Here is a 12,598-nt window from a genome sequence, read left to right as displayed (position 1 = left end):
ATCGCCGACGAGGAGATCGCCAAGCTCGGCGACGACCCGGACCGCTTCGAGGCGGCCCGGGAGCTCTTCCTCGAGACCGCGCTGGCCGACGAGTACGCCGACTTCCTCACGCTGCCGGCGTACGAGCACTTTGCATAGCCGAGTGAGTCCGCGCTTCCGCGATGGTGGATGCGCAGGCGGGTCGCGGTCTAGGTGTTGAGACAGCCCGCTCGAACCTAGACGAACGGGTAGGGGGACGCGCGGAGGAGGTCATACGCGGCGGCGCTGCGGCAGGCTCCGTGCGGCCCGCGATCCGCCTCGATGAAGGCGGAAATCAACTGCCACACCGCCCTGAGAAGTCTCGTGTGCACCTGAATCCCCGTTCTCTTCATGCTCCACGGTCGCTTTAGATTGCATTACGGCAACGGCAGGCAGATCGGTTCCATGGTCCTGGGCGACTCGTTGTCGCGGATCCGGACGACCGGAGGACTCCCAGAGCGATTCCGCACGGAACCATGGCCCGCTGGTTCGCCGTACTTCTCCACAGATGCCTCAAATGACAGGGGAGAAGAGAAGATGTCTCGGCGACTGACCAAACTGATGGCGACTGGCGCCATCTCGGCAGCACTGCTCGGAGCGGTGGCGGCCTCGGGCGGACCGGCGTCCGCCGTAGGCTCGCCGACCTGTCTCTACAACACGAAGGCGACGTCGTTCACGGTGTCCGACGGCCCGTTCAGCGGCGGAACGGATTTTGTATGGAACGTGGTGAAGGGATGCCCTGAAGTGGCCCTTACCTTCGCCGGCAGCGCCGCCAAGACGTCTGGCTCGGCCTCCCGGAATCCGGTGGCTACGACGGAGTACAAGCTGGTTGCAACCGTCGGCTCATCGTCCAAGGTGCTGGCCTCGGGGACTGCGCTCGCAGGAAAAGTTTTCGACTACGTGTACAGCAATGGCCGGTGGGTGAAGGTGCAGGGAACAGGGACGGACGCAGCGGCCGCATCCGCGATTGCGGGCAAGATCAGCAGCGCGTTGGCGGAACCGTCGAAGAAGGCTCTGCTCGGCAAGGTTCTCGAGGTCCACATCATCCCGTCGTCCGCCAAGCTGACGGATCTGGCCCCGTGGAAATACCTGGAAGGAACCGGGACCTGTGACAACAAGCCGGGTTGCGTGGAGGATCGCGACTGGTCGATCGTGAGAGGCATCGGGGCAACTGTCGTTCCGGGGACGAACCAGGTCGCCATGGCTGCTGCGTCCGAAGAACTCGTCGCGACTCCTGGCAAACCCAGCACCCATAAGCTCGGCCACATCATGGCGCACGAGTTCAGCCACGTCTTCCTTCAAAAGGGGTTCGTGAGCGACGCGTTCCGGAAGTCCGTAGAGACCGTCCTTGCGCAGAGAGGCCCTTCGGCGGACTACGTCGGGTACGACGCCTACACCCGCTCCAGCGTCGACGAGTACTGGGCCGAGGGCAGCGCTGCGCTCTTCGCGTACTCGTACGACGCCAAGTTCGACCACGAGTACAAGGAGAGTTGGCTGGCAGCCAACGACCCAGCTCTTCTTGCGAAGCTGAACGCCGTCTACCCCAACCGCTGACCGCGACGCGAGTGCTCCGAGTCCCAAGGGGCCTCGGAGCACTCGCATGTACCCAACTGCTTCCAATCCAGTCCAAAGAGGGCCCATGAGTGCGATCGAACCTGCTGCTGCGACTGATGGTGGAGCTGACCGGGCAATGAGTCGCAGTGCCATCCCGATGGTGTTGCTGCTCCTGTGCGGAACAGCCCTTGGACTCGCCGGCATCGACCTGGTACTTCCCGCGGTGCCCGGTCTGCCCGAACAGCTGGATGGTTCACGCGGCATGGCGCAGCTTGTCGTGTCCGCTTACGTCCTCGGTACTGCGCTTGGACTGATCAGCTTCGGGGCGCTGAGCAGCGTCGTTGCACCGCGTTGGTTGCTCGTGGGAGCCTTCACCGGGCTGGGCGTCACCTCGTTTCTCTGCGCTATCGCTCCAAGCCTCGAGATCCTGGTGCTGATCCGCCTGATCCAAGGCCTGTTGTCCGCGGCGCCCGCCGTACTGGCACCTGCCCTGCTGCGCCGGGCGTTCTCCCCTGCGACGGCGCTCCGAGCTCTCGGCATGCTGAGCAGTGTCGAAGCACTTGTCCCTGCGCTAGCCCCAATAGCTGGCGCTGGCCTGGTCAGCCTGGTGGGCTGGAACGGTCCGTTCGTCACGATGGCGGTTGCCGCCGCCGTGGTTGGCATCTGCATCGCACTGCTTCGGCGGTCCATGCCGGCGGCAGTGATGAGGCCAGGCGCCGGAAGTTTTGCAGCGCTGTTGCGCAAGGGCATGTTCCTGCGACTGGCCTTGAGCCAAGCGCTGACCCTCGGAGGTCTGCTCGTCTTCGTGTTCGGCGCTCCGGCCGTGATCGAGCACAATCTCGGTGGTGGCATCGGACACTACCTTGCGCTGCAGGGCATCGGCGTCTTCATGTTCATCATCGCCGCCAACTTGTCGTCGATCCTCACCCGTCGCTATGGCGCTCGCCCAGTGATCGTTGCTGGTTCACTGCTGGCTGCTTCCGGCGGCGCCGGACTGGTGGTCTTCGCGTTGGCCGGGGGCTCCGAGCCTCTCCTGCTGATACCGCTGTGGTTGCCGGTCAGCATCGGTCTGGGACTGCGTGGTCCAGCGGCATTCATGGAGGCTCTCGATGTCGCCGCGGACGATGAGCGTGGGGCTGCAGTGATCCTGTTACTCCACACTACTCTTGCAGCCGCGGGTAACGCGGTCGTGGCGATGTTCCTCGAGAGTGGTCTGATTGCCCTCACGATCGTTTCCGCCGTGATGCTTGTGACCGCGCTGGCGTTGGTCGGTCGCCGTACCTCCGACAAGTCGGAACAATCATGACCGCGGGTCTGGCCTGGGGGTCTGCAGGCAAGCGTGGGTAGTTGCTGGCCGCCGTCGCTAGGGCGACTGAAGTTCAACTCCGGAGTGGTCGAGTTGCGACCGCCGCGGCTGCTCGACGCGTTGGACTGGCCGATGTTGCGGTTACGGGATCAGGCCTACCTGCGGTTCTGGGAATCCAGACCAGTCCGAGGGTGGAGCGCCAGCAACTCGCCGTTGGCATGGACCAGAAAGTGGGCATGGCTGGCTGCCCGGACCCGGTTCGGACGGACCGTGCGGGCGGGGGAGTGGCCACCGGGGCGCTAGCGCTGGTGATGGATCACTGCTTCTGCGCTACGCCGAGGTGGCAGGCGATCGGTGCGATCACCTGTGCTGCGCCATCACCGCCGAAGAACAGCCGCCCGGAGGCTTCGTCGCCCGACTGATCGGCGAAGGTTGGGCAACCCGCGTCTGAGGCTCGACGCGGTGCATCGGGAACCAGCATTGACGGACGGCCCGTAGTACTGCCTGAGACCGCCTGAGTTTGGCCGGGCGGAAGCGTTCTGAATGCGCCTTGTGCGCGGATGAGATGGCAGGAGACCGATACAGGTGGAAACCAGGACACCGCGTCCGCGACGTACCCGAAGGCTGGCCGTCGCGGGTGTTCTGCTGGCGGCCAGCACCGTGACCGCTGGAGCGGGAGCAGCCACAGCCGAAACAGTCCCGGAGCCGAGGCGGGGTCCAGGTCTGCTCCCGACGTGCGCGATTCCGGAAGGCAGTCAGAACTACGTCTCGGCCCGCACGTTCATGAACCAGATCGTTGCCTCGGCGCCGCCAGGCAACGGCGGCAACAAGTACTCCGACCCGACGGCTGCCGCACTGGTCAAGCTCTCCGAGGGCATCCAACTCGTGGCGGGCGGCAGCTACACGTCCGGCAAGGCGAGGCTGGGCGAGGCCGGGTACTACGCCTGTTGGACGTCACCCGACTTGCCAGGTGGCTCGGGCACAAGAATCATCTACCACCGCGATGGTCTGTCCCCGAGTACGTCGCGTGGGCGATCGGCGATGATGTATCACAACCCGTCGGATACACAGCCCGACACGCGCATCGTGCTGAGTGTTCCCCATGTGAACGAGGACGTCGTGCCGATTGCGCTCGAGGCCTACGTCGCGAAGCAGACCGATACGGCTGCTGTCGTCGTGGCGGGAACTCACCGGTGCAACCACACCACGAACTCGCTGGACAACGCCAACACCACGGATTGTGGCGGACACTACAAGATTTCCGACATGGCACATCGTTGGGACACGGCGTCGCCCAACAATCCCCCGGCTGCGCTGTCCGATTTCCAAGTGATGCATGACGAACTTCGGAAACGCAAGCCGGCTGCCTACCTGCTGCAACTGCACGGCATGAGCAGCGAACCAGGCTTCTCCATTTCCGACAGCTACGGGCAGGTGGCGTTTTCCGGAGACACAGTGGCACGTGCGCATTCCGCGTACAGAGCTGCACTGCTGTCCGTCATCCCCGCGGAACAGACCGTCGAGCGGTCGAACCTGACCACCTGTCAGGGCTACGGCTCCGCGCCCGCGGTCGATCGCAAATGCGGCGAGAAGAACGACCAAGCCGAGCGTGAGATCACCAGCAGACCTTTCGCCGGCGGCCACCCCGACGGCTGGCTGCACCTCGAGATGTCGTCCTACATCCGCGAGAACCACCCCCACGTGATCCAGCAAGTCTTCAGCGCCATCCGCGCCGGCTAGATCCGATCTACAACGACTCACGACGCGAGTCGCCTGCCTCCGCGGTACGTCGGATGACAGGCGACTGGTTGAGGTCACCAGTCGGAGGCGTCGTGCGGAGGTTCGTCTTTAGCCTGACCCGACGTGGGCACCAGAAACGTGTGCGGACCAACGCTGCTGTGCTGCATGTGGAGTCGTGCAAGCATCAGCTTGGCGCGCCCAATCCCAGCAGCGTGCGAGGAAAGGCGGCTGCATGGGACCCACGTGGCAGCGCGGGTGATGCCTTCCTCGGCGCCGCTGGTTCGGTATCGGACGAGACATCCAGGCCGGCTGCCGCGTAGGAGGGGGCGAGTTCGGCGACGACGCCTCCAGCGCCATGATCGCCTGGGTGGTCGAAGCGGCCGACCGCGCGGATGCGGCCGGTGAGTACGGCCGCCGCTCAAGCAACGAACTTCCTTGCTGAGCGGCCTGGTCAGCCGACCGGCTACTCGCTGTGCAGCTGGTGGTGGCGAACATCTAGCCCGGTGCGTGCTGACCGCGAACGGCAGCAGCGCAGCTGCGGAGGGTCTCACAGCTCCCGAGCCAGGACCAGTCACACGCTCGGCAAAGTGGGTTGTGATCCCGAGCATGCAACGTCTGTCGTCTGGCGAAAGCGTGTAAGCCCTCGAGATCTGCGGACAGGTGGGCAGCGCGCCCAGTGATTTTTTCGCGACAACTACGTTAATGGGTGCCTGACGGCGTCCTGCGCGGCAGTCATCGACGTGCCTTGTGTCGTCGGTGACCCGAGGCAACTCTGGCGACTGGAGAATCCGACTGGTACGAACACCGATTGCTGCGTGGGACTGACCCTCCAGTGAACCTGCACGTCTTTCCGCCGGGATGTGCCGAGGCCGAGCAAGTGCTCCTCTTCCGCGACTGGCTGCGCGCGAACAAGTCCGATCGCGACTTGTATGCCTGGACGAAACGCGAGCTCGCGACGAGAGACTGGAAGTACGTCCAGGACTACGCCGACGCGAAATCCGCAGTCGTCAGGGAGATCCCGGCCAGGGTCAGGGAAGCGAAGAGCCCGGGCTGAGGTTGAAGCGCTAATCCTCCGCGCGGAAGCAAGCCGCAGGAACCCGAGAGTCGATGCGAACCAATCCCGATCGAACGGTTTGGCACTTCCTGCACGCTCGCGATCGTGCGTCAGAGGAATGATCTCCTGGTCGGGTAGGGCCGCCAACGCGGAACACGCGCGCCTGGGTTGGGCTGCTCGAGTCAGTGCCGGTGCCGCTGGACCGCGTCGGCGCTTGCCTCGACGCCGTCTGCGCGGAGGCCTGCGATCACCCCGTCGACGTCAACGTACGGCCGGTTCTGGCTGAGGTTCAACTTCGCCTCGATCCGCGTGATCGCGATCTCCACACCGACTCGCGCGCAACTGCCCTGCGACGTACCCCGCCGGTGCGTCGTCCACAGATCAGGACTCGGCCCGAGCCGCTTCATGATGGTCCGACAATCGCCGTACGACGCCCGAGACCCAGACGGGATCGTCGTGTACGGCCATCGACCCGTAGGCGTGCACCGTCAAGTGATTCCACGTCGGTACGACCCGGCAGTGGTCTCGTTTGGACGCGTACCAGGTGGGTGAGATATACAAATCAGGGCCTAGCCTGATCATCAGCGCTTCACTGACCACGGTCTGTCGCCAGTGGTCGTTGTTGCGGGCGAGGTTACCCGCGCTGCACTCGCCTCGAGTGGTCATAGACAAATGGCAGCAGGGTGCCATCAGACCGTCGGGAGTCATAGTAACCAGGTCAGCCGCTCCATGGTGCGTGAGCAGATCCTGCACCGCTTGGTCATCGGCGGCGAAGTGGGCGGGCACATACATCGGCGATCCTCGTTGCATCCCGTCGGATTTCTCGGTGTGCCCGATGACCCCATCTAACGCCGACAGCGGCTACGCCCCCCGGGGTGCGTAGCCGCTGTCGTTGGATCGGCGATAGTCAGGGAGTAAGGGTGTAGCTGCAGTTGGCGAGTTGGCCAGACCCGGCGGCGGTTTCCTTCTTGACTTCCTTGCCGTCGACCTCGATCGAGCAGGTGACCGTGCCAGTCTGGCCGATGCCGGCGCGGGCGCTGATCTGGAAGATGGGGACCAGAACGCCCTTGATCTCGAGGGTCTTGGCGAAGGGGACCTTGGCAGCCGCGTCCTGGGCGGTCGCGGTGCGACCATCGGTCGTGTACGCGAGAATCGCTGTCTGGCTGGTGCCGGTGACCTTGTAGGTGACGGTGTGAGTCTCGTTCGTCTTCTTGCCGACCACGGCGACGCCTGCAATGCAGCTGCCGAGGCCGAGTACGGCGAGCACGCCCAGGATGATGAGAACGGTCCGCAGGGTGCGGCGCTTCTTCGGCGCCGGCGCCGGCGCCGGCGCCGGCGCCGGCGCCGGCGGCTGCAGCTGCGGTTGAGGGGACTGCGTCATGTCTGGGATCCGTTCCTAGCTAGTAGTGATGATGCGCCGTAGGTGTTCATTCTGCCCGGCGCCTGTATTACGCGCCGATCTCCACGTCCGGTTCCGTACGGCGATGGAGGTGTAGTCATCCGGCTACGAATCACGAACAGTTCGGGCACAGCCCCGGCTGATCGAATCTCAGAGCTCGTCAGCCTGGGGCTGTGCCCACCCCCGAAATCATTGCGTTGTGCAACCAGATTCTGCGGCCCGCTACGCGGCGAGCTCGGCCAGGGCCGCGAGGCCTACTGGGTGACTGGCGCCAACCATGGCCTGAGTGCGGGGGATGGTGTAGTCGAAGACCGGCAGTGGTCTGTTCCTCTGAACGAAGACGTACCGGACGCCCTGCTTGCCGTTGAATGCTGTGCAGACGAGCTTCACTTCGAGGCTCGCTGGACTGTCACTCGGCTGCGGGATGGCGCTGCAGGACGGGTTCAGCTTCTTCACCAGCGTGTTGTTCGCGTGGGTCAGGGTCTTCTCGAGCACGGGGGTCGTTAAGCCGGCCTTGGAGCGTGCGAGCAGAGCGATCGGACCGACGGTGTTGACGGCGAATCCCATTTCGTTGAGTGCAGGCTTGTGGGTCGTCGCTGTGATGTAAGCATCGGCCTTCGTAACACAGTCTGTGGCCGCCATGGCGAAGAACTGCAGACTGTCCTTCGTCATGAGGCGAATGTCCGCCACATTGATGACCGCGCTCCGGGCGCAGGCTCTGATCGTCGCCGAGCTGAGCAGATCGATATGGCCGATGAGGCTTGTCTCGACGGACCCGATCGCGTTGAGGATCTGTGTCGTCGACTCTTCGATATCCATCTCGCCGCCGAACTGCTTCTCGTAGGCCTCGTACGCCGTCGAGATCGCCGAGAGGACCTGGCTGGGCGTCACCGCCGCAGCGGACGGCGGGGAAACGGTCGTTGCCACTGTGATCGAGGCAACGATGGCTGCGCCCAGTCGCCACAACCTCGACATCCTGATTTGCATCTATCTGCCTTTCTGGTCCCTGGTGTCAGGAGATTGGTGGAAGTACGGGGCGCCTGCAGTACCCGCAGACGCCCCTGGATGGCGGAGATCAGAAGAGCTTCAGACTCCAGCCGTGCATGGTGCCGTTGTACGTCGGGTCGTTGTCCCAGATCTTCAGGGTCCACTTTCCGGAGGGGTCGCCGGTGTAGTCCCTGGTCGAAGTGCCGTTGCCGAAGGCACCGGTGTCTCCGGGGTTGAAATCACGCATCGCGAAGAGCGTGCCGTCGGGCGCGATGATGTGAATCCGAAGTTGCCCCTTCCGCGGGTGAGAGATGTCCGGAAGCCACTGGAAGTAGTGGCCGGCCGTCACACCAGTTGGCACTGTGATCGTGCGGGTGATCGGGTTGCCGATGGTCGCGTTGACGGTGTCGGTGAACTTGGAGTGAGCCGGGAGATCCTTCAGCGCCATGTAGTCGGGATGGTCGAAGTCACCGACCCCACCGACGAAGCAGGAACGCCTGATCGGTGGCCCGGTCTCACTGGCCTCCTTGAAGTACTCCCGCAAGCAGTTGCCGAGCGCACGCTGACCCCAGTAGTTCGGGTGCAGGGACTCGGCGAGACTCCGTTGCGAGTTGAGGAGGACGCTGAGAGCCTCGTCGCCGGTGCCACCCCCGTTGATGAGGTATTTGCCGACGGATGACCATGACGGGTAGTCCGCGTCAAGGTAGCGAACCCACTCAGCGTAGCGTGCCTGCTGATGGTAGCCGGGGAGACGCACGGTGCCGGATTCGCACAGGCGGTGGCCGTCGAAGGCGTCAGTCGGGTCGATGAATCCGACACCCCGTTCCTCAGTGGCCGCCTGAATGACGTCGTTGAGTCGCTTGATCAGGTGGCTGTGGATCCAGCCGGAGTCGAAGCGCCGTACTGGGCACCTCTCCTCCATATGTGAGATCTCGGTGATCGGAGCCCAGTCGCTGAAGGCCGCGGGAGTAATGCTCGGATAGCCCATCAACACGAGTCGATAGCTGCCGACCGGCTGGCCCTCCGCCGCGAGGGTCTGACGAACGAGATCGATCGTCCTGAGCTGCTCGTAGAACACATTCGAGACGGCGGGACCGATTTCGCTCTCGAACGCGTCCTTGCAGAAGACATCCTTGGGTTTGGGGTTCAAATAGGCGTTGGCCCAAGCGATGGCGCACTGCTCGACGAGGTTTCCGAATCCAGCGCTATCGCCGACATTGATATCGTTGCCGCCGACGCTGATCGACACCAGCTTGACGTCATCGTTCGGCGAGATGCGGGACATAAGCTCATGGAGTTGCGTCTTCATGCCCGGGTGTTGTTCTTGGCCGCCGTTGGCCGGCATCCAGATGTTCTTGTTCTTGGCGCCGGAGCAGGCGACGTTGACGACCTTGCTCACGCTGGGATAGGCGCGCTTTACCCAGGTGATCGGTGCTTCTCTGCCTCTGTGGCAGGGATTCTGGCCCCAGTGACCGTTCTGCTCGCGATAGGTGCTCGGCTCGTAGACTTTCTCCTCCGGTGCGTAGCTCCAGCCGCCGGCGAGTTGAAACGCTGCCAGATCGGTGCCGTGACGGCTACCCGTCGACGACTTCGAGTTTCCCATCCAGCCGCCGCCTTCACCGGATGCGAAGCTGTCGCCGAGTTGGATGATGGCCGGCGTGCCGGAGCTCGCCTCGGCCGGCGCGCTCTCCGCGGCCGTCAGCTGCGCGGTGCCCCCTGCCAGGGCCGCGATCAGCGCCAGTGCGCCGATTCGCCTTAGTTTCCTCACATCGAACTCCCATGGATTGGTCGATGGGTAAGTACCTGCCGCCCACAGGTTTGGTCTCGTCATTCGATACGCAATCCGTTCACCCGACAGTTCCGCGTCGTGATCTTGAGTACGTCTGGCCAAACGTGGAACCAGGTCGCACCGAATCGGCGTACGCGTAGATGACCGCTCGGCTGAACAGTGAGGCATGACCGCACGGTCATGTGGTTGACGACTGTCCGCTCGATCGGAGAATCACAGTGAGGGTTGGGGTTGCCGGAGGTAATGGCTTCATCGGGACGTATGTCTGCGAGGGATTGATCCGGCGTGGGCACGTGCCAGTGGTGTTCGACCATCGTGGGCGAGATGCCGGAGCGCGGAGCGAGCTCGTTCTCGGTGACATACGAGACAGCACGGCGATGGTCGAACTCGCAGCACTCAGCGGCACCGGCTGTGGCGCACGCCGACGAGTTCGTCCAGGTGAGCACACGGGACGCCGAGAAGGTGGCGGCGGCTCTCGCCGGCCGCGACGACATGGCGGGCGTGCTCGGTCCCGCGAGCGATCTCGCGCTGCCGTCTCAGCGATGGCTCGCGAGGCACTGGAAGCTGCCAGGGGCAGCCTCCGAACTGGCGGTCCGGTCGTCCAACGACAAGTCCATGTTTCGTGAGATCTGTGGGCAGCTCGGGTTTCCGCACTACGCCTCCGTGGCGGGTTCGACGGTCCCCGAGCTCTGTGAGGCGGCGCGGGCACTGAGATTCCCGACGCTGGTGAAACCGGTCGACAGTACCGGCAGCCGCGGTGTCGTTCTTTGTTTGAGGCCAGACTCACTCACGCAGGCAACCCCTCGGGCGCTGGAACATTCGCCGTCCCGACGGGTAACTGTCGAAGAGTACGTCGAGGGGATGCCGCTGACGGTTGAAGCGCTGGTCGACAATCGTCAGGTCGTCCTTTACGCCGTCAGCGCGCGGGTCTTGACTCCGTCCCCGTACTTCATCACCGAGCGCCTGACCCTTCCGGCCGACCTGCCGTCGGATGTCGACCGCCGGCTTGGTGAGATGCTGCGCCGGCTGTGCGAAGAGCTTGATTATGCGAGCGGTCCGCTCAACCTGGATCTGGTGTTGTCGGACGGCGACCTGTACCTGATCGAGATGGAGGCTCGAACCGGCGGAAATGGGATCGCCGAACTGGTCGAGACGGCGTACGGAGTCGACCTGCTGACCGCGACCATCTCCCTTGCGGTCGGTGACGTCGCGGCTGTGAATCCGCACGAGCCTCGACAGGTCATTTTGTCGGTCGTCACCGCAGAAACGCCGGGTCGCCTGCGGGCGATCCACGGACTTGGCGAGCTCGCCGCGCTGCCAGGGTTCGTCTCGATGCGAATGTTCGTCGAGCCGGGGGATCTGGTCGAGCCCTACACCCAGGCCGCTCACAAGATCGGGTACTACGTGCTGTCGGGCGACACCCCCGCCGCGGTGCAGGCGAGCGCGAGAACAGCTCAACGGCTGGTACAAGTTGAATTGGAATCGCCGTGAGTGTGTGGACGAGCCGTCCGGCGATCGCGGACGTCGTACGGCTCGTGGGTGGTCGCAGCGTCTTCAGGGTGAGCAACCAAGGCTCCGCGGTCGTGCTGACCGCGCTGTGGAGCATGCAGACCTTCGGTCAGTTCGCCAACGCGATGGCCGCTTGCGCCTGGTTGGCGTTCGTCACGAACGCGGCAGAGAAGGCCGCTTTGACCTCATCGGCCCGGGTGCGGAGGCTGATACCGGACATCGCGCGGCTGACTCTGAGATTCGCTGCACTCCCTGGGGTTGGATTACTGGCGGTTCTCGGCCTGTGCCTCGTGATCAACCCGCAGCCGATGGCGACGCTGTACGTCGCGGCGGCGAGTTGGTCGGCGATGGCCGGATTTCTGATGACAGTCTCAGGCCTCCATCGACTGTCGGGGCGCCCGGAACTCGATGCGGTCGCGTTCGGCGCAGTCACGATCGTCAACGTCACTGTCACTGCGGCCACCTGGCGACTCGGCTTGTCACCGACGATCTACTTGCTGTTGCAGCTGGCGGGCATGACCGTGGTCACGGGGCTCTCGTTGGCTGCACTCCCGAGGATTTGGATCGTCGGTCCGTTGAGCCGGCGTCGACTCACGGTGATCTTCGGCCGCAACGCGTCCCTGCTTGGACTTTCGGACCTGATGGACGTGGCGGCGATCTCAGCTGTCTTCCTGGTGCTGATGCTGGTGAACAAGACCGAGCAGAGCGGTCCGCTGTTCTTGGCGCTCATGGTCGCGAGCCTGTTGGTCGCGACGATGCTCTACTTGCTCAAGCTGTACCAGCCGGCGGCCGCCGCCCGCCTTCGAGGTGCGCGTGGCCACGACGGCAGAGTCCGGGCATACCGGCTCCTCGGCATCGCGGTCGGCGGTGGCGCTGCTTGTGCGGTGCTCATCTCGGCGTACGGCGTACTGCACGTAAGCGGTGTGGTGGCGCTGGCGTCGTCCACCCTGGCGCTCTGCGTCCTCCTGGCGATCTACTTCGGGTTGGCGATGGCTGTCATGTACGGCACCTTCTTGCTGGAGAACACCGATAGCCGCATTCTGAGCAGCACTTCCGCCGCGGCGACGGTCGGGGCATTGGCCTCGGCCGGCTTTGCTGCCGCACTCGTCCCTGCCGTCGGCGCCGCAGGCGGCCTCTGCGCGCTGGTCCTCTCGTCTGCCGTCAAGGCCGCTGTTCTGCGCGTCCTGCTGGGACGGCGGCACCCAGAACTTCGAATCACATCCACTCTCTGACTCGCGGAGC

13 protein-coding genes are annotated in these 12,598 nt (G+C 64.2%); 8 read left to right on the top strand and 5 right to left on the bottom strand.

Annotation, left to right across the window (positions count from 1 at the left end; all coding sequences use genetic code 11):
* The 5 genes from E1218_RS37940 to E1218_RS08530 all read left to right on the top strand — a co-directional run bounded on the left by E1218_RS37940 (nucleotide 1) and on the right by E1218_RS08530 (nucleotide 5,672).
* Nucleotides 1-138, top strand: a complete 138-nt coding sequence (locus E1218_RS37940) for a hypothetical protein (protein WP_325052821.1) — start codon at nucleotides 1-3, stop codon at nucleotides 136-138.
* A 417-nt stretch (nucleotides 139-555) separates the two neighbouring features.
* Nucleotides 556-1,572, top strand: coding sequence for a hypothetical protein (locus E1218_RS08550; RefSeq protein ID WP_165949184.1), 1,017 nt, complete (start codon nucleotides 556-558; stop codon nucleotides 1,570-1,572).
* Nucleotides 1,573-1,657: 85 nt separating this feature from the next.
* Nucleotides 1,658-2,878: an MFS transporter gene (locus E1218_RS08545; protein ID WP_165949183.1), complete on the top strand. Its 1,221-nt coding sequence runs from the start codon at nucleotides 1,658-1,660 to the stop codon at nucleotides 2,876-2,878.
* A 783-nt stretch (nucleotides 2,879-3,661) separates the two neighbouring features.
* Complete coding sequence (locus tag E1218_RS08535) at nucleotides 3,662-4,618, top strand: hypothetical protein (RefSeq protein ID WP_132318039.1); 957 nt, start codon at nucleotides 3,662-3,664, stop codon at nucleotides 4,616-4,618.
* A 772-nt stretch (nucleotides 4,619-5,390) separates the two neighbouring features.
* Complete coding sequence (locus tag E1218_RS08530) at nucleotides 5,391-5,672, top strand: GrpB family protein (protein WP_132318037.1); 282 nt, start codon at nucleotides 5,391-5,393, stop codon at nucleotides 5,670-5,672.
* A gap of 182 nt (nucleotides 5,673-5,854) precedes the next feature.
* Here E1218_RS08530 and E1218_RS36590 read toward each other — a convergent pair whose 3' ends face one another.
* The 5 genes from E1218_RS36590 to E1218_RS08510 all read right to left on the bottom strand — a co-directional run bounded on the left by E1218_RS36590 (nucleotide 5,855) and on the right by E1218_RS08510 (nucleotide 9,826).
* A complete protein-coding gene (locus E1218_RS36590) occupies nucleotides 5,855-6,079 on the bottom strand; it encodes a hypothetical protein (RefSeq protein WP_202865849.1) in 225 nt (74 codons plus the stop codon).
* Nucleotides 6,054-6,464, bottom strand: a complete 411-nt coding sequence (locus E1218_RS38160) for an FMN-binding negative transcriptional regulator (RefSeq protein ID WP_202865847.1) — start codon at nucleotides 6,462-6,464, stop codon at nucleotides 6,054-6,056. Before E1218_RS38160 ends, E1218_RS36590 begins: the two co-directional genes overlap by 26 nt.
* A 115-nt stretch (nucleotides 6,465-6,579) precedes the next feature.
* Complete coding sequence (locus tag E1218_RS08520) at nucleotides 6,580-7,053, bottom strand: hypothetical protein (RefSeq protein ID WP_132318035.1); 474 nt, start codon at nucleotides 7,051-7,053, stop codon at nucleotides 6,580-6,582.
* 240 nt (nucleotides 7,054-7,293) lie between these two features.
* On the bottom strand, nucleotides 7,294-8,058 hold the full coding sequence (locus E1218_RS08515; RefSeq protein WP_132318033.1) for a hypothetical protein: 765 nt from the start codon (nucleotides 8,056-8,058) through the stop codon (nucleotides 7,294-7,296).
* Nucleotides 8,059-8,146: 88 nt separating this feature from the next.
* Entirely contained in the window at nucleotides 8,147-9,826 is a 1,680-nt protein-coding gene (locus E1218_RS08510) for a proprotein convertase P-domain-containing protein (RefSeq protein WP_165949182.1), read from the bottom strand.
* Nucleotides 9,827-10,029: 203 nt separating this feature from the next.
* Between E1218_RS08510 and E1218_RS38155 the strand changes: the two genes are divergently transcribed.
* From E1218_RS38155 to E1218_RS08500, 3 genes are all read left to right on the top strand, one after another.
* Nucleotides 10,030-10,473: an NAD-dependent epimerase/dehydratase family protein gene (locus E1218_RS38155; RefSeq protein WP_202865845.1), complete on the top strand. Its 444-nt coding sequence runs from the start codon at nucleotides 10,030-10,032 to the stop codon at nucleotides 10,471-10,473.
* On the top strand, nucleotides 10,463-11,338 hold the full coding sequence (locus E1218_RS08505) for an ATP-grasp domain-containing protein (protein WP_165949181.1): 876 nt from the start codon (nucleotides 10,463-10,465) through the stop codon (nucleotides 11,336-11,338). The genes E1218_RS38155 and E1218_RS08505 overlap by 11 nt, the downstream gene beginning before the upstream one ends.
* A gap of 68 nt (nucleotides 11,339-11,406) precedes the next feature.
* Complete coding sequence (locus E1218_RS08500; protein WP_132318027.1) at nucleotides 11,407-12,588, top strand: hypothetical protein; 1,182 nt, start codon at nucleotides 11,407-11,409, stop codon at nucleotides 12,586-12,588.
* Nucleotides 12,589-12,598: the final 10 nt, after the last annotated feature.

Source organism: Kribbella turkmenica, from assembly GCF_004348725.1.
GTDB classification, from domain to species: Bacteria; Actinomycetota; Actinomycetes; order Propionibacteriales; family Kribbellaceae; genus Kribbella; species Kribbella turkmenica.
Note: the sequence above shows the minus strand (reverse complement) of the source record. Positions and strands in the feature narration are given on the sequence as shown.

Excerpts from the sequence above, each read along its gene's own strand:
- E1218_RS08550 (WP_165949184.1), top strand. The coding sequence starts at position 556 with ATGTCTCGGCGACTGACCAAACTGATGGCGACTGGCGCCATCTCGGCA.
- E1218_RS08545 (WP_165949183.1), top strand. The coding sequence starts at position 1,658 with ATGAGTGCGATCGAACCTGCTGCTGCGACTGATGGTGGAGCTGACCGG.
- E1218_RS08535 (WP_132318039.1), top strand. The coding sequence starts at position 3,662 with ATGAACCAGATCGTTGCCTCGGCGCCGCCAGGCAACGGCGGCAACAAG.
- E1218_RS36590 (WP_202865849.1), bottom strand. The coding sequence starts at position 6,079 with ATGAAGCGGCTCGGGCCGAGTCCTGATCTGTGGACGACGCACCGGCGG.
- E1218_RS38160 (WP_202865847.1), bottom strand. The coding sequence starts at position 6,464 with ATGTATGTGCCCGCCCACTTCGCCGCCGATGACCAAGCGGTGCAGGAT.
- E1218_RS08520 (WP_132318035.1), bottom strand. The coding sequence starts at position 7,053 with ATGACGCAGTCCCCTCAACCGCAGCTGCAGCCGCCGGCGCCGGCGCCG.
- E1218_RS08515 (WP_132318033.1), bottom strand. The coding sequence starts at position 8,058 with ATGCAAATCAGGATGTCGAGGTTGTGGCGACTGGGCGCAGCCATCGTT.
- E1218_RS08505 (WP_165949181.1), top strand. The coding sequence starts at position 10,463 with ATGTTTCGTGAGATCTGTGGGCAGCTCGGGTTTCCGCACTACGCCTCC.